Raw genomic sequence first — 20,823 nt, forward strand, 5'->3', positions numbered from 1 at the left:
CGTCTGGAGCGGCTGCATGTGGGCGCTTATCGACCAGCGTTCTGCCCACGTGGTTCGGACTAGTTAAGCGTACGTTGTCAAAAACTCGCAGCGGGATTATCGCCCTATCCCATCATCTCCCAGAGCTTGCGCGTGAGCACGCCGACGCGCTTTTCGATCGCGGCCGCGGCATCGAGTGCGAGATCCTCGCGATAGCGGCCGGCAATCAATTGCACGCCGATCGGCTTGCCGTCATGCAGCGCGACCGGCACCACGGCGCCGGGCAGGCCCAGCACGTTGATGGCGGAGATGAAGCGGATCTCGCCCCAGAAGATCTCGCGCACGCGCTCGGGACTGACGGTGTCCTCGCGCGGGCCCGGCGTCGGCTTCACCGTGGTCGGCGCCAGCACCACCGGATACTCCTCGAAGAACAATTGCCAGGCGCGGATGTGGCCGTTGCGCGCGGCGGTCGCCTGCATCCAGCCCTTGAGATCGAGCACATTGGCCTTGGCCTTCATGCCGCCCCAGGACTTGTGAAAATCCTCGGATGTGACCTTCAGCATGGCGGCCTCCTGCATCATCACAGTCTCGTTGGTGATGATGTCGCACCAGGTCTGCCAGACCCCGTTAATATCGGGCACCTCGACCTCGCTGACGCGGTAGCCGGACCGCTCGAGATGATCGGCAGCCTGGCGCAGCGCCGCGGCGACAGAGGGATCGACGTCCATGTCCTCGGGGATCTTTGCCAGTGCAACCTTGATCGGCCGCTTCGGCCGCTCGCCGACCAGCGGCGCGGGCACCCACCAGGGATCGCGCGGATCGCGCTGGCTCATCACCTCCAAAGCGAGGCGCACGTCGGCAACATGGCGCGCGAGCGGCCCCTGCGCCGACATCAGATGCGCCAGCATCGGCCGCTCCGACGTTGCGCTTCCGTTGAAGGCGGGGATGCGGCCCTGCGTCGGCTTGATGGTGGCAACGCCGTTGCAATGCGCCGGCCAGCGCAGCGAGCCGCCGATGTCGTTGCCGTGGGCGATGGTGCCGATGCCCGCAGCGACCGCCGAGCCCGCACCCCCGGAGGAGCCGCCGCAGGTGATGTCGGGATCCCAGGGATTGAGCGTCAGCCCATGCAGGGGATTGTCGGTGAAGCCGCGGAAGGAGAATTCGGGCGTGTTGGTGAGACCGATGACGATCGCGCCTGATTTCTTCAGGTTGCGCACCACGGGCGCATCCGATGGTGCGATGAGGTCCTTGTTGGCGGGCACGCCGTTGAAATTCGGCCGGCCCTCGTAGTCGACATTTTCCTTGATCGTAATCGGCACACCGTGCAGGAGACCGAGCTCGCCGCCTTTGGCGCGCTGCTTGTCGGCCGCGTGCGCCGCTTTGAGTGCTTCCTCCGAGAGATCGACGACGACCGCATTCAGCTTCGGATTGACGGTGCGCATTCGTTCGAGATGCGCTTCGACCGCCTCGACCGCGGAGATGGCGCCGGAGCGGATCGCAGCCGCGGTCTCGACCGCCGACCATTGCCAGGCCGGCCCGTTCGGGCGCCGCGGCTTCGCCGATTTGCCGGCAGCGGCCTTTCCGGCCGGCTTGGCCACGGCGCTCTTGCGGCCGGAGCCCTTCTTCGAAGCCTTCGCCGTCTTCTTCAACACACTTTTCTTCTTGGTCGCCGTCTTCTTCGCCACGCCGCATCTCCTCAATTTTGCGCGGCGGAGGTTAGGGACGACGCGGGACCCTGTACAGGCGCGATTCTGCATGGCGCATTGTCGCGACGCTCTGTCGCAATCGCAGCCGTCTATGAGCGAGCTCCTACACCAAGGGTGGATTGAGCCGCGCAAAGCCCTCCTGGATGCGATAGGGATAGTACGGATAAGGCGGCATCACAGCGCTGACCTCATCGAGCCGCTTGATCTGGTCCGCGCTCAGCGACCAGCCGACGGCGCCGAGATTGTCGCGCAGCTGCGCCTCGTCGCGCGCCCCGATGATCACGGAGGAGACCGTGGGACGCGACAGCAGCCAGGCAATCGCGACCTGCGGCACGGTCCGAGCGGTCTCCACAGCAATCGCATCGAGCACGTCAACGACGGCGTGGAGGCGCGCATCGTTCACAGGCGGACCGAACTGTGCGGTGGCATGCAGGCGGCTTCCTTGCGGCAGCGGCTGGCCGCGCCGGATCTTTCCGGTGAGCCGGCCCCAGCCCAGCGGGCTCCAGACCAGAGCGCCGACGCCCTGATCGCGCGCGAGCGGCATCAGCTCCCATTCATAGTCGCGCCCGAGCAGCGAGTAATAGACCTGGTGCGCGACATAGCGCGGCCAGCCATGCCGGTCCGCGATCGCGAGCGACTTCATCAGCTGCCAGCCGGCGAAATTCGAGACGCCGACATAGCGCAGCTTACCGGCGCGCACGAGCATATCGAGCGTGGACAGCACCTCCTCGATCGGCGTGAACGCGTCGAAGGCGTGGAGCTGAAGCAGATCGATATGGTCAGTGCCGAGCCGTCGCAGCGCCGCATCGACCGAGGCAAGCAGCCGCTGCCGCGACGAGCCGGCATCGAGCGGACCGTCGCCCATCGGCAGGCTCATCTTGGTCGAGATCAGCACCTTGTCGCGGCGCCCCTTGATCGCGGCACCGAGGATCTCCTCGGAGGCGCCGTTCGAATAGACATCGGCGCTGTCGAACAGATTGACGCCGGCATCGAGGCAGATATCGACCAGCCTGCGGGCTTCATCAGTGCCGCTGCGGCCCCAGGCGGAGAACAGCGGACCTTGTCCGCCGAACGTGCCGGTGCCGAAGCTGAGGACGGGGACTTTGAGCCCGGAAGCGCCGAGATTGCGGTATTCCATGATCGCTCTCCTATTCCGCCGGGCACGCCGCGACGGTGGCCGGCGCGCGATCGAGCCGGAGACTCCACAGCGCCAGAACGAGGCCAATGACGGTGATGCCGGCCGCGACCAGCGGCAGCGCCGAAAGGCCGAGCCCGCGGTCGATAGTGACGCCGCCTGCCCAGGCGCCGAGTGCGTTGCCGAGATTGAACGCGGCGATGTTGAGGCTGGAGGCGAGCGTCCGGCCGCTGGGACCTGCGGCTTCCAGCACGCGAAGCTGAAGCGGCGCGACGGTCGCGAAGGCGGCGGTGCCGAGTAGCAGGATCAGCGCAACGGACAGGATCTTGATCGACAGCACGGCCGCCAGGCCGAGCAGCACGATCGCAAGCGCGGCGAGCGTGCCGGTCAGGGCCCGTGCGAGGCCGCGGTCCGCAAGCTTGCCGCCGGCGATATTGCCGATCCCAAGGCCGACGCCGAACACCAGCAGGATCGGCGAGACGGCAGCCTCCGAAAAGCCGGTGAAGCGCGTCAGGATCGGCTGGATATAGGTGAAGACGACGAACAGGCCGGCGAAGCCGAACACGGTCATGGCAAGACCGAGCAGCACCTGCGGACGGCCGAGCACGGCCACTTCCTCGGAAAGCGAGATCGGCTTGTCGCCATTGCCGACATGGCCGGGGACGAGCGCGGCGACGACTGCGAACGCGATCACGCCGATGACAGTCACCGCCCAGAACGCCGCGCGCCAGCCGAGCATCAGGCCGAGCCAGGCACCGAAGGGCACGCCCAGGAGCGTCGCGACCGTCAGGCCGATGAACATGGTGGCGATCGCAGACGCACGCTTGTCCTCGGCGACGAGGCTGGTGGCCACCACCGAGCCGACGCCGAAGAACGTGCCGTGCGCGAGCGAGGTCAGCACGCGCGCGGCCATCAGCAATTCGTAAGTGGGTGCAAGCGCGCAAGCCGCATTTCCGAGCGTGAAGATCGCCATCAGCGCCAGCAGCACGGTTTTCCGCGGCATTTTGCGCGTCGCCAGGGTGAGGACTGGCGCCCCCACGGACACGCCGAGTGCATAGCCTGATATCAGCAGGCCTGCGACCGGCACCGAGACGTGCATGTCGGCGGCAACCTGCAGCAGCAGGCCCATGATGATGAATTCGGTGGTGCCGATGCCGAAGGCACCGGCGGTGAGCGCGAGGACGGCAGGAGGCATGCGTTGCTCCAAGGGATGAGACGAGCCACGCAGATAGCGGCGCTGCCGCCAAACCATTAGAATGTCCGCAATCCAATCATTTGTGACGTGAATTCAACATGGCCCGTTTCGACACCAACCGCTCCGCCGAGATGGAGGTCTTCGTCCGTGTCGTCGACCTCGGCGGCTTCACCCCGGCCGCGCGAAAGCTGCGCCTGACGCCGTCGGGCGTCAGCAAGCTGATCTCGCGTCTGGAGACGCGCCTCGGTGCGCGGCTCGTCAACCGCACCACGCGCAGGCTGACGCTGACGGAGGAAGGCCAGGCCTTCTACGAGCGCTCGTTGCGCATCCTCGCCGAGATGGAGGAGGCCGAGCGCGAGGCGGCCTCAGGCGCGGCGCCGCGCGGCCGCCTTACGGTCAATTGCAACATCCCCTTCGGCATGCTGCATGTGATGCCCTTGATCCCGCGGTTTCTGGCGCAGCATCCCGACGTCACGCTCGATCTCGTGCTGACCGATACGGTGATCGACCTGATGCAGGAGCGCGCGGACGTCGCCATCCGCGTCGGTCCGCTGCGCGCCTCGCGGCTGGTCGCGCGAAAGCTCGGCACCAGCCGCATGGTCGTGGTCGGCGCGCCGGACTATCTCGCCCGCTGCGGCATGCCGAAGATTCCGGCCGATCTCGCCGACCACCGCGGCATCGGCTGGACCTTTCCACGCAGCATCCGCGGCTGGCCGTTCAGGCGTGGCGACCACGCCGAGGAGGCCCTGCCCCCGCCGGTCGCGCGCGCCAGCGACGGCGAAGCCGCCCGCCGCCTCTGCCTCGGCGGCGTCGGTCTTGCGCGCCTCGCCCTCTTCCACATCGGCCCCGATATCGAATCCGGTCGTCTCGTCCCGGTGCTGCAAGGCTACAACCCCGGCGACCGCGAAGACATCCACGCCGTCTATGTCGGCCACACCGCCCCACTCCCGGCACGCGTGCGCGCGTTCATCGATTTCCTCGCCGAGCACGTGCGGGTGAGCGACCCCGCGTTGAAGCGGACCGGGGATGGGAAGTGGAAGCTGGTGGGGTGAAGCGGCGGCGGAGGGCGCAGGAGAAGCTTGCCCCCGGCAGGCTTGCCGAGCCGAAGCAAACGGCACCGAGTCCACCTTCGCCCTGCGGGCTTCGGCGCGCCAGCCTTGCGCAAACGTCGTTTGCGAAGGCTGGCGAGGAGAGTGTCAGTCCAGGGATGCCGGGCGAGCCAACGCCGGCGAAATAAATTGCTTCTGCGTTGCGGCCGCGCTTCCTAGGGTCGGCCTGTGCTTGGCTAATTCCAGCGTCCGCACGAGCACGGTGCGCGATTCCGAAAAAGAGGCGACCACGATCATGAGCAATGCCATCACTGCCACCGGAGAGAAGCCGCTGACTCCGGCCATGCTGCGCGAGTTGTCGATGCGGTCCAATTGGCAGGGTCTGATCCGCGCGATCAGCCACTACGGCGTCATCGTCGTTGTCGGCGCGCTGATCTGGCTGGTCTCATCGCGATACGGAATCGTCTGGGCATTGCCGCTGGTGGTCATCCAGGGCTACTTTGTCGCATTCCTGTTCATGGTGGTCCACGAGACCGCCCACAAGACGGCGTTTCGCAGCCGCGCGCTTAATCTCGCCTTCGGTCATCTCTCCTCGTTCGCGGTCGGCTTGCCTTACGAATATTACTGCTTATTCCACTGGGATCATCATCGGTACACGCAGGATCCAGAGAGGGATCCGGAACTGCTGTCGGTTCCAATCCCGACCTCGGACGCGCAACTGGTGATCGTGTACAGCGGCTTGCGGCAGGTTGCCTTCCGGGTGGGGCTGATGCTTCGCCATGCGTTGACCGGCAACGCCACGTCACCCTGGATTCCCGAAAGCAAACGCCACATTGTCGTGACAGAAGCGCGTCTCCATCTGGCAGGCTACGTCGCGCTGTTGCTGGCATCGATCGCGTTGCACAGCTTGATCCTGTTGTGGGTCTGGGTCGTTCCCGTGATCGTCGGTCAATTGTTTCTGCGTCCGTATCTGCTTGCCGAACACACCGGCTGCGATCGCACGCGCAGCGCCTTCCAGAACACCCGCACCACCTATACCGCCAGGTTCGTGCGCTGGTTCGCATGGAACATGCCCTATCATGTCGAGCACCATGCCTATCCTTCGATTCCTTTCCATGCGCTGCCGAAACTGAACCGGATCGTCGCCGATCAGATCGTCTATCGGGGCCCGGGCTACATCGCAGTGACGCGGCAGACGTGGGCCTGGTTTCGCCGCGCACGCAACGGTACCGAACGCCCGATCGGTTCTGATTGAGTCGAGATCAGGACTTGGCGGAAGCCAGCAGAGTGCCGTTGCCGCAGGCCGTGCTGCGCCCAAGGTGTGAGCAGCTTGATGAATTTATTGCCCCGACCGCGGTTGGAAGCTGTTTTGCTTGCGCAAAAAGTGGACAGCGGGGCCTTGTCGATTAATTGCTTCATGGTCTTCGATCTTCAGACGATCCTGTCGTTAAGGTCGATCACCTCCGGTCGCCGGCATCACAGGGGTTTGGCATGCGATCAACAACTGCACTTCGGTTCGCCGTGTTCGTGCTATCTGCGTCCTTCCTGTTTGCGCCGTCCGAGCGCGCGACAGCCGAGGAATTGCTGAAGGCGCGGCTCGCCCAGAATCTTGGGCCGATCTCGGGACTGGCGATCGTTGCCCATGCGAAAGGCATTTTCGCCAAGCAGGGGCTCGACATCTCGGTCTCCAATTTCACCAGCGGGAAGCAGTGCCTCGATACGGTGCTTGGGGGAGGGGCGGATTTCGCGACAACAGCCGAGGCGCCGGTCACGGCGGCCGCGATGGCGCAACAGCCCATCGCCTTCGTGGCGGGAATGGAATATTCGGATCTCAAGACGATGACCGCAGCTTCTGCCGGGATCAAAACGAAGGCCGATCTGCGTGGAAAGCGAATCGCCTTTACGGCCGGAACCGGCAGCGAAGTCTACACCTCGGTTCTGTTGAAAGCGGCAGGCCTGACGTCGAAGGACGTGACGCTCGTCAACCTGCGACCGCAGGAGATGCTCCCTGCCATGGCGGCCGGCAGCATCGACGCATTCGACACCTGGGAGCCGCACGTCGCGAATGCGAAGAAGGCTCTCGGCGAAGGCGCGATCCCGCTTGATACCAAAGGTCTCTACTCGGAGACCTTCAATATTGTCGTGACGCAGTCTTACCTCGCCGCCAACCCCGCGATCGTCAGCAAGTTCCTGGCGTCCCTCATCGAAGCCGAGGGCTGGCTCAAGGCGAATCCGGGTGAAGCAATCGACCTCATCGCAGCGGCGACGGGGATGAAACGCGATGAATTGGCGTCGATCTGGACGGACTACGTCTACCATGTGCGCCTCGACGACAGGATTCTCACGACTCTGAAAACCCATGCCGCCTGGCGGCTCGAGACCGGCAATCATCCCCCTGGAGCGAGCATGCCCGATTTCACGAAAGTCCTGGTGACGGCGCCGCTGAAGGCGCTCGATCCAGCTCGCGTCACGCTGGAGGCGCGCCCGTGAGCGTCGGCAGACGCAGCAGCGCGACCGAACGGCTGAGCGTACTGGTCGCCGTCCTCTCCGTGCCCGCCTTCACAGGCATGTGGGAACTGGTTGCGCGCTCCGGCATCGTGAACACCGTGCTGTTTCCGCCGCCATCGACCGTCGCCGTCGCCGTTCTCGAATGGATTCGCAGCGGACAATTCTTCGCCGACCTGATGGCGAGCCTCGCGCGCGTGGCCGCGGGATTTGCCATCGGGGGCCGCGGGCGGAATCGTGCTCGGCATCCTGACCGGCCGGTTTCGGCTGGTGTCCAGCCTGCTTTCGCCCTTATTTCACATCCTTCGCCCAATTCCTCCCATCGCCTTCGTGCCGATCGTCATCCTTTGGTTTGGCCTCTCGGAAACAGGCAAGCTTTTCCTGGTCGTTTGGGGCGTGTTCTTCACGGTATGGCTCGCGACCCACATCGGGGTGCAGAAAGTCGACCACGGACTTATCCGAGCCGCCCAGATGCTCGGCACGCCGCAACCGCAGATGCTGTGGGAGATCGTCCTTCTTGGCGCGCTGCCCTATATCACGGTCGGTCTTCGAACCGCGGTGAGCATCTCCTTCTACACGCTGGTCGCCGCCGAGTTGGCAGGAGCGTTCGCCGGTATCGTTTATCGTATCGAAATTGCGCAACAGAACATGCAAACGGGTCAGGTCATGGGCGGGCTGGCGGCTCTCGGGCTACTTTCCTTCGTCGCCGACCGTTCCTTCGCAATTCTTGCCGAACGTGCTGTGTGGTGGCGATGATCCCGAGCCTGCTTCGTCCAGACCAGCCGCTCAGGCTCGTGGATACGTACCCGCCGTCCGCCGCGGCGCGTCAGGCGATCATCCGGGTCGAGGATTTGAGCATCGTCTTCGATGCGCCGAGCGGGCAGGTCATCGCGGTCGACCGCGTATCCCTGACAGTAGCCCAGGGGGAATTCGTCTCGATCGTCGGTCCATCCGGCTGCGGCAAGTCCACGCTGCTGAATGCAATGGCCGGCCTCGAGCGGCCGTTCGGAGGCCAGGTGCTCATGGCCGGCGAAGCAATGCGCAAGCCACGACCCGAGATCGGAATGGTCTTCCAGCAGCCACATCTGTTTCCGTGGAAATCGGTGCGCCGGAATATCGCGCACGGGCCCCGCGCGCTCGGCAAGCCGAAAGCAGAGGCGCTGCGGATTGCCGACGGCCTCATCGAGATGATCGGCCTGACCAGATTTGCGTCGGCATATCCGCACACGCTATCCGGAGGCATGCAGCAGCGGGTTGCGATTGCCCGTGCCCTCGCCAATCAGCCGAGTGTCCTGCTGATGGACGAGCCGTTCGGAGCGCTGGATGCGCAGACCCGGGCGGTCATGCAGGACAATCTGCTCGAGCTCCGCGAGCGGATCAATGCAACAATCGTCTTCGTCACACACGACATCGATGAAGCGATTCTTCTCTCTGACCGTGTGCTGATCATGAGCGCCGGACCTGGCCGCATCCTCAGGGATCTTCAGGTGAGCCTGCCGCGGCCGCGCTCCAGCGCCATCGTCGCGGAGGCCGCCTATCTCGCCCTCAAGCGGGATTGCCTTGAGCTGATCCGCTCGGAAGGCCGCAGGGCCTTCGAGCAGATGGAAATCACGACGTAGGCGTCTGACGATAAGTTTGGCATGGCTCTTGAATGGTTTTCCCCTGCGGCGGCAGGGGAGCGAGCAGATGTCAGCGGCAAGTCTCAGGAATGCGACCGGCATTATGCTGGCGGGATCGGATGCTCTGGTCGGGTCGCTGCCGAGCTTGTTGGATCCGTTGTGCGAGGCTGACCGGCGCCGTGTCCTCGCCATCGGCCGCGAGGAGGTCCTGCCGGCAGGCAAGCATGTCTGGCGTCAGGGCGATCTCCAGAACGGCATATATCTGATCGAAGAGGGGCGTATTCGCAGCTACTACGCGGCGCCTTCCGGACGCGAGGTGACGCTGGCCTACTGGTTCGCCGGCAATTTCGTCGGCGGCCCCGATCTGTTCGGTACTGGTGCCCACGTATGGTCTTCGGTTGCAGTTGAACGAAGCCGAGTGACGTTCTTGCCCGGCCCAGCCCTGCGCGCGCTGGCGCTTCAATCGGCAAGTATCGCAGTCGCGCTGCTGGATGCGCTCGCCTTCAAGGCACGGTGCTACTCGGCCATGGCGCAAATGCTGGGGACCCGCTCGGTGACCGAGCGGCTGCATCGTCTGTTGGTCTTCCTCTCGAAGATCTACGGTTCGCAGCAGGGCCGCGAGATCGTGATCGGGATCCCGTTCACGCATGGTGATCTCGCCAATCTGATCGGCTCAACCCGCCAATGGGTGACGGTGCAGCTTTCCCGCATGCAGGCAAGAGGCGTCATCCGTTATCATCGGGGCCTGATTGTGATCCTCAATCTGCGCGCGCTCGATCTCGAAGTCGTCTAGGAAACGGCGTTCGGGTATACTTTTAGATTGAACAGTCCGGCCTTCGGATCGGGCAGCCATCGCTCGGCAAGGTCGAGAACAACATGGTCGCGCCACGCAGGCGCCAGCAAAGTGATACCCATCGGCATGCCGTTGCCGAGCGTTGCGTTGGGAACCGACACCGCGCACAAGTCCACGAGATTGGCAAAATAGGAGTAGTAACCGAGGCGGTTGTTGAGCGTGATGGGATCTTCCATCATCTCCGCGATCGTGAAGGGGCGTGGCGCGGTCGGTACCACCAGGACATCGATCTCCTCGAAAAGCGTTTGGATCTGGCGTCGCAGCTTTAAAAGTCGATGTTGCGCAGCGAATGCATCTGTTGCGGAAAACCGGGCAGCTGCGCTCAGCACGTTGCGGATGACGTCAAGCAGGTCTCCATGATCGACGTCCAGGAGCTTGCTGATCGCCGCATGACGTTCGGCAATCCAAGGACCTGAAAAGAGCATTTCACCGGCTTCGGCGAAAGGCGCGAAGTCAATTTGTCTGGATTGACCTCCTAGTCCCGAAAGCCTCGTGCAGGCCTGCCTGTAAAGGTCATCGCATTCCGGCATGCCGAATGAATTGAGACGATCGACAGGGACCTGGCCGAACCGGAATTTGCGAGGAGATGGGGAGGGCGAGGCAATCCGTTGACGGCTATAGGGATCACTGTCGTCGAATCCTTCGATCAACCCGAGCAGAATTCGACCCTCGGCAATGGAATTGCAGAAGATCGAGGGACAATCGAGTGTCGGACAGTTCGGCACAAGCCCCCGGGACGAGACGAGGCCGACGGTTGGCTTGATCCCGATGATTCCGTTGAAACCTGCGGGAATCCGGCCTGAGCCGCCGGTATCTGTGCCGAGAGCGAAGGCAACATGGCCGGATGCTACGGCAGCAGCCGAGCCGGAGCTCGAACCGCCGGAGACATACAGATCGTTCGCCGCACTGGAACAGGCGCCATACGGGGAGCGGGCGCCGGACAGTCCGGTTGCGAACTGATCCAGGTTGGTTTTGCCAAGACAGATCGCGCCCGCGGCCTTCAATTTCTCGACGCATCTGGCCGATTGCGCAGCCATATATTCGAATGACGGACAGGCTGCCGTCGTTGGCATGGCCTCAACGTCAATATTATCCTTGACGCCGAATGGCACGCCAAGGAGCGGCAGGACTTCACCCTCCTCCGCTCGTTGCACAAGGGCATCAACCTCGGCCAGCGCTTCTTCCATGGGCCGCACATAGATCCAGCAATTGCGGTGCCGGTCCCGCTCGATGCGCTCATAGGCGCTTATGATGATGGAGGCTAACTCGGCACGGGAACGGAGGGGGCGGCTCTGCGCGGATAGGATCGCTTGCGGCACGGAATAAGCTCCTGAGGGCATGACCCCACGAATATGAAGCCGCTGCCCAGCAATGAAAGCAACTAAGCGCCTCAACAAATGCCGGAGAAAGTGTCAGTCAATCCTGATTGACGTATAAGCTGTTTTCATTCCGAAGGGTGGCAATCAACGGTCCTGGCTACTGGGCGCTTAGACACGCCTCGTAACATGACGAGGTAATGAAGATGGCGACGAAACGGCTCTTTGACGACTTCGACTTCGAAGGCTTCTGGGACGACTGTCCGTATTCCCTGGAGAACTATGTCGAGCCTCCGCCGACCGACGAGCTCATCGCCTCCATTGAGCATGAAATCGGAGGGTATCGGCTGCCGGCGGCCTATGTCGACCTCGCACGGCGCCACAATGGCGGAATGGTCAAGCGCAACTGCCATCCAATGAAGGAGCGTACAGGCTGGGCGGAGGACCACGTGGCTATCGAGGGGCTCTTCGCTCTTGGCCGTACGTCCACATATTCACTCGCCGGGAAGTTTGGCGCCAAGTTCATGATCGAGGAATGGGGCTACCCGCCGATTGGCGTCGGAATCGCCGACACGCCGGCCGGCGGCCACGAACTGATCATGCTGGACTACCGGACCTGCGGAAAGCGGGGCGAGCCGCAGGTCGTGTACGTCGACCAGGAGGATGACTACCGTATCGTCGTCGTCGCGCCAGACTTCGAGACCTTCATTCGCGGCTTGGTCGAGGAGTCCGAGTACGACACTGCTGAGGAGGATCGGGCCGCTGCGATCGCGACCGTCGAGCGGGGAACGTTATCGCCAATCGTGGTGCGAGCCTTGGCCGCCGTCGGCGACCGTCTGCCGCACGGCGAGCGAATGTTGCGCAGCTTGGCCCGCCAGATCGTGGACGAGAAAGGTTTCTTTGCCCTGCACGACGACGAGCGGTCGCACCTCATGTATGGGCTGATGTTCTGGCTTTATTCGAGCCTTTGTACGGCCAGATCCTTCGAAGCTTTCTTGGGCCGTCCCGAGACCGGCACCTCCTACGACTCGCCTTGTTTCGAGCTGATGATCGCTTTCGACCTTGTCACCGAACCTTACGGCTTCAACACGCGCGGGTACGCCGAGGGCCTTGTGAGGGACTGGTGGGACGGATGCGTCGCCCGCGGCGACATTGTCGAGATGGCGGAAGGCTACCGTCTGACTTCCGGGGCCGAGGCGGCCCTGCTCGGACGCTTGGCGACGATTGCTGGCCCCGAAGGCAAATAAGCCGGCGCGATTGATTTGAGCGGGTGGCGGAGGGAGAGAAACCGGGGTCGAACCTTCTCCACTGCGCCCCACGACGCAAGCACTAGAAACTCGTGCTAGCGGAAGGGGTTAGCTAGCCCCAGGCGGATATCCAATGCAATGGGCCGGACCGCTCCCTTGCGCAGCTCGGGGTGTCAGCAGTGAGCCTGATGGCGGCGCAAAAGCGACCTCACGCAGCCCCAGCTGCAAGTTCCCGTGGCACTCGGAGCCGACATGCAGTGACACCGCACCAACGCAAGCTATGGACGAACTGCAGACATTCGCGAAGCGGGCTCCGTATCAGGTCCTGGGTCCCGGGACGCAGATGGTGGATATGCCGCCTGCGCATCAGATTGCAGTTAATCCTCAGCCCGATGCCAAAATTCTTCCTCGACAACGTGCTCCAGGACAGCCCGAGCGCCGGTGAAGGACACTATCCACCGAGCGAGTGCTCAAGGAAGAAGCGCAGCATTTCTCTCGTCGCATCCGGCCCATGAGGATCGGTGTAGGAGCCGGCGGGACTGCCGCCTGACCACGCATGTCCGCCGCCATCGATGGTCCAGTGTTCGGAGATCACTCGACCTGCCCCGTCGGTAAGGACCGCTCGGGTATAGGCATGGCCGTCGGGTACGCGTCCGCGAAGTACCTTCGTCGTCGGTCTCATTGCTCCGGCGGACTGCTCGATAATCTGGTCGCCATTCTTGGGATGCACCGTCGTGTCGCGATTTCCATGGAAAACGATGGTCGGCACCGAATTTTTGCCATTCGGAATTGCCCTGGAGCCCCCACCCTGCCGCATCGCGACGAACGCGGAGGGAAGATCACTCGCGGCTCCGCACGCGAGGCCTGAATGAATACCGACGGCCGCGTAAAGGTCGCTATATGTTGCGCCCATGATGGCGGCGGCGGCCCCACCGGCCGAGAGACCCGCGACGTATACGCGTTTCGGATCGATCGCATGGTCGCGCATGATCTGGCGGGTAATGCCGGCGATCATCGAAGGCTCGCCCCCGCCGCGGCGCTGGTCGCCGGTGCGAAACCAGTTCCAGCACTTCGAGTGGTTGGCGCCACTCGGCTGCTCGGGATACACAACGAAGCAATTCTGCTCTTCCGCCAGGAAGTTCATCCGGGTACCGGTCGCGAAATCGTCCGGCGATTGGGTGCAGCCATGAAGCATGACGATCAGCGGCAGCCGTCGTCCGTGACAGCGGCTTGGGATGAACAGCTTGTACGTCCGGCTTCCCGCAGCGTTACTGAAAGTACCGGCGATAAACCGTGTGCCCTCGGGCGCGATGTCCGACGTGGATGGCGGCGTGCGTCCGATCGGACCTCGCAGCCCGAGCCCGGAAAAATCCTGCATGACGTCAAGCGGCGACGAGCGTCTACGTCCTTGAGCAGAGCTCGGCGAGATCTGCGAAGCTTCCGGCTCTTCGACGACGTCCGCCCTGGCCTCAATCGTAAGCGGATCGAGCCGCGGATGTCGAGCTTGAGGGGCGTGGCGAGACTCCGGTGTTGGCGCGCTACCGTCCCGAAGCATGCGCTGCAGGAGCATGGTAGCCTCGGCCAGTCGGCCGGCACGCGTGAGCCGGGTTGCTTCCAGGACTATGTCTTGACTCAGCATCGTTCACCTCATTCGGTCGGCGAGAGCGGCCTTGACCGCGGGTGTTGCGTGAAGCGCCCCCAGTACAGAGACAGACGCGATGGTGGCGCGAGCCAACTCGGGAGTGACGTCCTGGGCGATGGTGGCCAAGCCAAGCACATTGATCTGCAGCATCTCGCCGGCGCGCCGCGTTGCTTCGAGATCCTCGCGGGTGTAGTTGCGCAAGCCTAGGTCCAGGCTCTTCCGAGCCGTAGATTGCCTGACGACATCTGCATGGCGTTCGAGCTGGTTCCGGATTGCTGTCCGGATGAAATCGGACCGGTTTGAATAGAACCCTTCCTGCACCATGAGATCGACATGTCCCAGGTCGACATAGCCAAGGTTGATCGTGATCTTCTCGGTATCGGGGACCTTGGGTCGGAACTCGTGCACATTGTCGCCCATAACTGACATCCAGTTTTTGCCCATCCCACTGGATGGCGGATGGATGTTAGCTAGATCCTCTCGGGTGCGATTCAAGGGGTGCTACACAGATAGTCCCGCGGCAAGACCGCCTGCCAATCGCTGTCAGGCGTCTTAATCAGAGGAACAAAATTACATGTCGCTGTTTAACGTGCTGATCTCCACAGCCTTTGGCGACAGATCTCGGCAGCGCATATCAAGGCGGCACGAATGGCACGCGTAACATCTGTCTCTTGGACAGCTGAAAAACTTGATCGCCTGCAAGAGCTCGTCAGCGCGGATTCTTCCGTCGCACGAGCGGCGGTGGTGATGAAACGATCCATGTTTTCCGTCCGGCAAAAAGCGCGCGAAATTGGCTCACCGTTTCCCACTAAGAGAACTTTGCGCGAGCGAGCGTTCGCGAAAGGCTCCGGCGGATGACGATCCGCTCCCGACGCGAAGTCATCACTTCAATCATCCGTTCAGAATAAGAGGCATGGACCGGCAGTTGCCGGCTGGCGGCTACGAAGTCATCACAGACGAGGAGATGATCGAGAGCCTTTGGTTCGCAGCATTCCGTCGCTTTGCCACCGTTATCAAGGTGCCGGCTAACCGCTCGGGGGCTTGACGGTGCAGGACATCTCGATCAGCCCTGCCGACGTGTCAGACGCGCAGCATACCGACGCAAGCCCATCCAACAGCTGACAGATTCTCTCTCAGCGATCCGGACCAGATCTAGACGCTCGTCATTTTCCCAAACGGGTCTGAGAGATGTCACCTTTAGGTGCAGGCCTTGGCGAGCACTGCACATCTGGACGCATGGGACGAATTCGATAAGGGAAGCGAGATGATAGGCAATTTCACAGTGAGGGTCGCGCGCATTGAGATGAGCGAAAGCAACGAACGAGGTGAAGACATTCGTTTGACGTTTCACATCGAAGGGCATCAGACCAGTTTTAACTTGCCGATCTTCCTGAACTCTCGCGAGTTCGACGACACTGAAGTCGTCAAGATCGCTCGCAGCAAGTTACACGATGTTTTCCGTCAGCTTTGCTGTCAGTGCCAGGATTGGCAGCTATCGGAAGACGAGCGCCGCCAGCTGGCGGGGATTAACGTGCGGCCAGCGACGCTGATTTAGATATCCAGCAAGAACGTCAGCTCCGTGGAACGCGTTCGCGACCTCTTCTTGTGTAGGAACAATAGCCCACCGCATATGTTAGCGCGGCTTATGGACCGCCAACGGGAAAAAGCCGGCTGGAAGGCGAGACTCGCAAAGTACACAGCGCTGTCAGAAGCTTTTGACCTGCCACTGAATTTTCATCCAGCGGGAGTTAGAGTCTCGGGGTTTTGTACGCCAAACGGCGCGGGTGGAGCAACGGACGATCGGCGGAGCTGGTCGGGGTTGCGCGGCCGATCGTCCGTTGCGGTGAGGTGGGCGGCATAGGCCGCGGGGGTCAGGTATTTCAGCGACGAGTGGGGACGCTGGAGATTGTAGTCAGCGATCCAGGCAACGATCTTGGCGCGGGCGTCGTCGAGATGGAAGAATAGGGTCTCATTGAGCAGCTCATCGCGCATCCGGCCGTTGAAACTCTCGACGAAGCCATTCTGCATCGGCTTTCCCGGTGCGATGAAGTGCCAATCGATGGCTGCGTCCTTGCACCAGGCGAGCATGGCGTTGCAGGTGAACTCGGTGCCATGGTCGGACACGATCATTCCTGGCTTGCCGCGTCGCTCGACGATTGTCGTCAGTTCGCGGGCTACGCGCCGCCCCGAGATCGACGTCTCCGGAATGGCGCCCAGGCATTCCCTGGTGACGTCGTCGACGATGTTGAGGATGCGGAAGCGTCGACCATTGGCGAACTGGTCGTGAACAAAGTCCAGCGACCAGCGTGCGTTGGGCCTCGCCTCCACCAGGATCGGAGCTCGGGTCCCCACGGCCTTGCGGCGAGCGCGCCGCTTGCGGACGGTGAGCCCTTCCTCGCGATAAAGCCGGTAGATCCGATTGATCCCCGACGGCTCGCCCTCCCGCCGCAGCAGGACGAACAGCCGGCGGTAGCCAAAACGTCGCCGCTGGTTGGCGAGGTCGCGCAGCCTGCCACGGAGAGCCGCTTCCGGAGGACGGCTGGAGCGATAGCGGATCATCTTCCGATCCGCGCCCACGATCGAACAGGCCCGCCGTTCCGACAGGCTCATGACGGCCTGCAGATGCGCGACCGCAGCGCGCTTGGCGGCGGGCCCTACCATTTTTTTGAAAGGAGCTCGCGAAGGGCGGCCGTATCAAGCATCTGCTCGGCCAGAAGCTTCTTCAGCTTCGCGTTCTCCTCCTCCAGGGCCCTCAGCCGCTTCGCCTCGGAAACGTCCATGCCGCCGAATTTGGCCTTCCAATTGTAGATCGTCGCTTCGGATATCCATGCTTGCGAGCCAAATCGGCCGTCTTCGCCCCGGCCTCATGCTCCTTCAGCACCGCGATAATCTGCTCTTCCGTAAACCTTGCTCGCTTCATTTGTCCGTCCTTCGTCAGGTCGGACTCTAACTCCTTCTGGAGGAATTACTCAGTGGCAGGTCACTTTCCCTGAGGGGGCAGTTAACGAGACCATGCTTGACATGATTGGCGAGTTGAAGGATCAGCTCCGAAAGCTCGCTCGCGAAGAGTAACGCCGTCCCACCATGCCATCGTCGTCTTATGCATGCTTCATTAATGCAAATGAACCGCGCTGTTCAGCGCCTGCCGCGCTTAGGCGTCCTCAATGCTCCGTACTCACATTTCGATAGACTATAGAAACGCAGAACAAACGCTCACTCGTCGAGCGCACTTCGACTGCTAAATCGGGCCGCTCGCCCCCAGAAATCGATTCTTTCGTGATGCCGGCCAAGGTTTGCAACGCTTCCACTTGTGCTGCTTTTTGGTTGGGCAGGCGTAAACCTTCTTCATCCGCGAAGAACTCTCGGCCACTTTGGATGTCGAAGAAAAAGCGTTCCATGAAGATGCTCTGGTTCCATTCAGGCAGGATCGCACTCCACTCTCTCGGACAGCGATGCCAATGAGAGGACGCCTCGCCCGACGATAAAGGACAATAAACTTGCGGTCACATCGTTGCTGGAAGTTACTCGCGCCGCTGCTGCCCAGCGGCATCGTAAGGCCCTTTTGGCGACTAGCGCTCAAATGCCTTCTTGGTGAGCACTTATTTTGCGGAAACAGTGACTTCCACAGTCATTTTGGAGAAGGTCGATCCCAAGTAGCTTCCTGACACCGGCATCACTTGGCGGATATCCCTCGCAACAGCGGCAGGGACCAAGTTGTGGCCTCCTACACTACGATTAGTCGGGTCAAATGTAATCCAGCCTGCGCCCGGAACGTAGATCTCGGCCCAGGCGTGGGTCGAACCCGAACCCGCTGAACCCACGCGGCTCATGTCCGGGTCGTAGAGGTACCCGGAAACAATTCTACTCCCGAACCCAAGGAAACGGGCGGCTTCCACGAAAAGCGTCGCCATATCTCTGCACGTTCCGATGCCGAGCTGCAGTGTCTCATCCGGAGAATGCGTGCCCTCGGCATCCCGGGCTTCATAACGTATCCATTGAGTGACCCCCTGGTTCAGGTCCTTGAGCAAAGACAAAGTGTCGGTGGTGCTGCCAAGTACAAATGATTTGGCCCAGTTGCGGACCGCATCGCCGCCATTACGGTATTGAGGAGCGGCGAGGGCTCCCAGGTCCGTCCACTCTTCGTCACCGTATCGGAATGGATAGGAAATGGCCGAGGCAGCAACCGGAAACACGGGCCAAGCGCAGGAGCTCAGCTCAACCTCTGACAAACTTTCTATAACGAGCTTGTCCGTCATGGCCGTGAAATCTACCATTGCCACAGCATTGCCGAAGACGTCCTGCGCCCAGGCTACCTCACTCGCTGGCGCTATTGTTATTAGATGGGAAAGAAGCCGCAACTCCCGACCTTCGCGAGGGCGCAGCAATAATCGATGCGGGTTCAGGCTAACTCCGCTTTCAAAGTTATATATTGTCTCGTGTTTTATTCTTAGGACTGTCATGGGTCCTCCAAATTGAGTGTGCACGTACTTTCGGCTGCCATATGGCGCGCGCTGTCGAGCAGCCAATGTACCAGCCGTGCGAATAAGTTGGCTTCCAGCATCAGATTGGTTCGATGCGCGGTGTAGGCCGTCGAAATAGACCCCGATGACTTTCCGAGACTTCGGGACCTGCTCTGGCGCCCCGTTAGGGCGAGTCTGGTGTACGCGGAAAGACCTGCTCTGGGCGCGTTACCAGCAGTTCTACTTCATGCTCCTCCTCTCACGACTACTGCCGGCTCTCCCGGATGCAGCTGGGGCCGAGCTGTGCGCCCACCGGCGTTACTCGGCCGAGCAGGGACAGTTCCGCTTCAAGTCGTTATATCCTATTGAAACTACCATTCGCGTCCCACATTGAAGGGGCAGTTCGGAGAAAAGACATGTCAGACCGCCGGGAGCTTTATCGCAGTCCAAATGGCGATGCATGGTTCATCGCTCGTGAGCCGACGAATGGTTATGCTTTCATTATTCACCAGCCTAATCCGCCATCGGGCGGGCGCCTCTCTCATATCGAGTTGGGCGACTTCTTGCGCGACGGAAAGGGCCCCGAACAGCAAGCTTTGTTGCGCCTAATCGGAACACTGGTCGAGGTACCGCCGTTTGCCTAAGCGGGCACGCGACCTGCTACTCGCATGTGCTTGGCGGGCCGCCATTTAGCCTGCGAGAGGGAGCTGTTTGAAACTATGACCAACGAACGAGCGCATCAAAGGGAACAAAGTGTGGGAGGGCGGTTTGAATCTGGCGGCAGAACTAGGAGACTAGGAGCCGCGAAGAAAAGCCGTTCGGTGTAACGCCCGGCGGCTTTTGTTTGAGGGGCTATCTTGAGACTGTGCTCACTTCAACGCACGGACACGCCAGATTGAATATTCCTACCTTTCGCGCTCCCCGTTGAACCTATCGACGGCATCCCCGATCGACACTTCCATCCCGCAGAGCCGAGCGCCGTGCCGCTGACGGTGGCAACGCAGTTCTGATCTATCGTGTACTGCTCTGGAGTCGGTCTTGAAGACACAAGCCAAAATCGTGATCGGCAGCGCTTTCGGTCTACTTTAATCCTGAAAGCAGACGATCCGAACAGCCTGACGATGGTCAGCTATGGGCGAACAGGCGTCTTGATCCAAATGGCCTCGAAAGCCTGCTACCGTCTGATAACGGCAGTGGTGGGCTACTGTTCTCCCTTTAGGGGAGGGGCTACTACACCAGCAGCCGTGCGACAGCCTGGGCAAGCAGAAAGAGCACGTACAGCCAGCCGGACATCGCGATGGCTATGGTGGCAAAGAAGAGCGAGCCGAGGACTAAGTCAGCCAACCTCCCGCTCGCGTCCTTGAGCGGTGCCGTCGGCGGGATCGAGGCGGGTGCGATCGAGAAGTGTTCGACGCCGAATGGGTGGGCCATCTTTGCCCCTCTCATGGTTGACAGGGGAGCGCAAAAGCGGTCTCTCAGCCACCCTCGTCTGCAGGACGAGCCCCTGATCGGTGATGCGTCTTCAATGCGCGATGATAGGCAGGGTTCAATTCGTCCCTGACGAGTGCCATTCTGCTCCATTCAGGGATACCGGGTCGCTCCTCAGGGCTGGCCCACGGAGAAGCACCGCGAGAAGCTTGGCAGAAAGCAACGCGAGCCAGATCAGCGAAACAACAATAGAGGCGAAGTGCCAATCTATGTCGCCGCGTCCGGCCCGCATCGTGTCTCTCCCATGCCAGACGTGCGCCTCAAAGATTACAAGCCCCGCCTTCTGATCTCGTCCTTGATTTCTTTAAGGAAGTTGAGGATTTCGGGACCATCCATGTCCTCAAGCGCGGCGCGCTTGAGGCGCTCCACGATCGTCAGCTCAGCCTTCGAAGAAGGTCCAGCCCCGCCTTCCATCGCCGTCTCCCTTCCGTAGGTTCGTGGCCTCAATCGGTGAGACTGAGAGCCGAGATGCTTCGGCTTTCATGCCTGGGGGCTAGCGACGCGGCCTGTCCATTGTCTTTTGGATGGGAGGCGTGCTTGCGTTTAGCTTGCTCCAAATGTGGTTCAGGACAGTATTGATAGCCCTATCGCTCTTGTTCGCCACTCTCGTTCGAAAGTCGATTATTCTC

21 protein-coding genes and 1 pseudogene are annotated in these 20,823 nt (G+C 61.7%); 10 read left to right on the top strand and 12 right to left on the bottom strand.

Annotated elements, in window-relative coordinates:
* Positions 1–104: 104 nt before the first annotated feature.
* From ABIA45_RS26110 to ABIA45_RS26120, 3 genes are all read right to left on the bottom strand, one after another.
* Positions 105–1,664 carry an amidase family protein gene (locus ABIA45_RS26110; RefSeq protein WP_404654278.1) on the bottom strand — a complete coding sequence of 520 codons (1,560 nt, stop codon included), beginning with the start codon at positions 1,662–1,664 and terminating at the stop codon, positions 105–107.
* Positions 1,665–1,788: 124 nt separating this feature from the next.
* Positions 1,789–2,823: an aldo/keto reductase gene (locus ABIA45_RS26115; protein WP_404654280.1), complete on the bottom strand. Its 1,035-nt coding sequence runs from the start codon at positions 2,821–2,823 to the stop codon at positions 1,789–1,791.
* 10 nt (positions 2,824–2,833) lie between these two features.
* Entirely contained in the window at positions 2,834–4,015 is a 1,182-nt protein-coding gene (locus tag ABIA45_RS26120; RefSeq protein ID WP_404654282.1) for an MFS transporter, read from the bottom strand.
* Positions 4,016–4,113: 98 nt separating this feature from the next.
* On the opposite strand from ABIA45_RS26120, the gene ABIA45_RS26125 reads away from it, so the two are divergent.
* Positions 4,114–5,067, top strand: coding sequence for a LysR family transcriptional regulator (locus ABIA45_RS26125; protein ID WP_404544592.1), 954 nt, complete (start codon positions 4,114–4,116; stop codon positions 5,065–5,067).
* Between the two features lie 144 nt (positions 5,068–5,211).
* Here the strand turns inward: ABIA45_RS26125 and ABIA45_RS26130 are convergent, their stop codons facing one another.
* Positions 5,212–5,361, bottom strand: a complete 150-nt coding sequence (locus ABIA45_RS26130; RefSeq protein ID WP_404654284.1) for a hypothetical protein — start codon at positions 5,359–5,361, stop codon at positions 5,212–5,214.
* Here ABIA45_RS26130 and ABIA45_RS26135 point away from each other — a divergent pair.
* The 5 genes from ABIA45_RS26135 (at position 5,360) to ABIA45_RS26155 (ending at position 9,981) form a co-directional block, all read left to right on the top strand.
* A complete protein-coding gene (locus ABIA45_RS26135) occupies positions 5,360–6,319 on the top strand; it encodes a fatty acid desaturase (protein WP_404654286.1) in 960 nt (319 codons plus the stop codon). The genes ABIA45_RS26130 and ABIA45_RS26135 overlap by 2 nt on opposite strands.
* Before the next feature lie 236 nt (positions 6,320–6,555).
* Positions 6,556–7,554, top strand: a complete 999-nt coding sequence (locus ABIA45_RS26140) for an ABC transporter substrate-binding protein (protein WP_404654288.1) — start codon at positions 6,556–6,558, stop codon at positions 7,552–7,554.
* 252 nt (positions 7,555–7,806) lie between these two features.
* Positions 7,807–8,325: an ABC transporter permease gene (locus tag ABIA45_RS26145; RefSeq protein ID WP_404654290.1), complete on the top strand. Its 519-nt coding sequence runs from the start codon at positions 7,807–7,809 to the stop codon at positions 8,323–8,325.
* Positions 8,313–9,188: an ABC transporter ATP-binding protein gene (locus ABIA45_RS26150; RefSeq protein WP_404654292.1), complete on the top strand. Its 876-nt coding sequence runs from the start codon at positions 8,313–8,315 to the stop codon at positions 9,186–9,188. The genes ABIA45_RS26145 and ABIA45_RS26150 overlap by 13 nt, the downstream gene beginning before the upstream one ends.
* Positions 9,189–9,255: 67 nt before the next feature.
* Positions 9,256–9,981 carry a Crp/Fnr family transcriptional regulator gene (locus ABIA45_RS26155; RefSeq protein WP_109141765.1) on the top strand — a complete coding sequence of 242 codons (726 nt, stop codon included), beginning with the start codon at positions 9,256–9,258 and terminating at the stop codon, positions 9,979–9,981.
* Here ABIA45_RS26155 and atzF read toward each other — a convergent pair.
* Complete coding sequence (gene atzF, locus ABIA45_RS26160) at positions 9,978–11,360, bottom strand: allophanate hydrolase (RefSeq protein ID WP_404654293.1); 1,383 nt, start codon at positions 11,358–11,360, stop codon at positions 9,978–9,980. The two genes, ABIA45_RS26155 and atzF, sit on opposite strands and share 4 nt — an antisense overlap.
* Positions 11,361–11,557: 197 nt before the next feature.
* On the opposite strand from atzF, the gene ABIA45_RS26165 reads away from it, so the two are divergent.
* A complete protein-coding gene (locus ABIA45_RS26165; RefSeq protein WP_404654295.1) occupies positions 11,558–12,604 on the top strand; it encodes an SMI1/KNR4 family protein in 1,047 nt (348 codons plus the stop codon).
* Between the two features lie 451 nt (positions 12,605–13,055).
* On the opposite strand, the gene ABIA45_RS26170 is transcribed toward ABIA45_RS26165, so the two are convergent.
* On the bottom strand, positions 13,056–14,243 hold the full coding sequence (locus ABIA45_RS26170) for an alpha/beta hydrolase family esterase (RefSeq protein ID WP_404654296.1): 1,188 nt from the start codon (positions 14,241–14,243) through the stop codon (positions 13,056–13,058).
* Positions 14,244–14,246: 3 nt separating this feature from the next.
* Positions 14,247–14,666, bottom strand: coding sequence for a CopG family transcriptional regulator (locus tag ABIA45_RS26175; protein WP_404654298.1), 420 nt, complete (start codon positions 14,664–14,666; stop codon positions 14,247–14,249).
* Positions 14,667–15,159: 493 nt separating this feature from the next.
* Between ABIA45_RS26175 and ABIA45_RS26180 the strand changes: the two genes are divergently transcribed.
* Together ABIA45_RS26180 and ABIA45_RS26185 are read left to right on the top strand one after the other, a co-directional pair.
* Complete coding sequence (locus ABIA45_RS26180; protein ID WP_404654299.1) at positions 15,160–15,291, top strand: hypothetical protein; 132 nt, start codon at positions 15,160–15,162, stop codon at positions 15,289–15,291.
* A 165-nt stretch (positions 15,292–15,456) separates the two neighbouring features.
* Positions 15,457–15,801 carry a hypothetical protein gene (locus tag ABIA45_RS26185; RefSeq protein WP_404654301.1) on the top strand — a complete coding sequence of 115 codons (345 nt, stop codon included), beginning with the start codon at positions 15,457–15,459 and terminating at the stop codon, positions 15,799–15,801.
* A gap of 179 nt (positions 15,802–15,980) precedes the next feature.
* On the opposite strand, the pseudogene ABIA45_RS26190 reads toward ABIA45_RS26185, so the two are convergent.
* From ABIA45_RS26190 to ABIA45_RS26200, 3 genes and pseudogenes are all read right to left on the bottom strand, one after another.
* A pseudogene (locus ABIA45_RS26190) lies at positions 15,981–17,166 on the bottom strand (IS3 family transposase).
* A 241-nt stretch (positions 17,167–17,407) separates the two neighbouring features.
* Positions 17,408–17,644 (bottom strand): DUF6894 family protein, encoded by a 237-nt coding sequence (locus tag ABIA45_RS26195; RefSeq protein ID WP_404654302.1) that lies wholly within the window; start codon positions 17,642–17,644, stop codon positions 17,408–17,410.
* A gap of 201 nt (positions 17,645–17,845) precedes the next feature.
* Complete coding sequence (locus ABIA45_RS26200) at positions 17,846–18,706, bottom strand: transglutaminase N-terminal domain-containing protein (protein ID WP_404654303.1); 861 nt, start codon at positions 18,704–18,706, stop codon at positions 17,846–17,848.
* 416 nt (positions 18,707–19,122) lie between these two features.
* Here ABIA45_RS26200 and ABIA45_RS26205 point away from each other — a divergent pair, with 416 nt between their 5' ends.
* A complete protein-coding gene (locus ABIA45_RS26205; protein WP_080584243.1) occupies positions 19,123–19,350 on the top strand; it encodes a hypothetical protein in 228 nt (75 codons plus the stop codon).
* 586 nt (positions 19,351–19,936) lie between these two features.
* Here ABIA45_RS26205 and ABIA45_RS26210 read toward each other — a convergent pair.
* Both ABIA45_RS26210 and ABIA45_RS26215 read right to left on the bottom strand, forming a co-directional pair.
* Complete coding sequence (locus ABIA45_RS26210; protein ID WP_370129160.1) at positions 19,937–20,137, bottom strand: hypothetical protein; 201 nt, start codon at positions 20,135–20,137, stop codon at positions 19,937–19,939.
* A 324-nt stretch (positions 20,138–20,461) separates the two neighbouring features.
* Positions 20,462–20,608: a hypothetical protein gene (locus ABIA45_RS26215; RefSeq protein ID WP_404654304.1), complete on the bottom strand. Its 147-nt coding sequence runs from the start codon at positions 20,606–20,608 to the stop codon at positions 20,462–20,464.
* Between the last annotated feature and the right edge of the window lie 215 nt (positions 20,609–20,823).

The organism is Bradyrhizobium sp. USDA 336, from assembly GCF_044908355.1.
Lineage (GTDB): Bacteria > Pseudomonadota > Alphaproteobacteria > Rhizobiales > Xanthobacteraceae > Bradyrhizobium > Bradyrhizobium yuanmingense.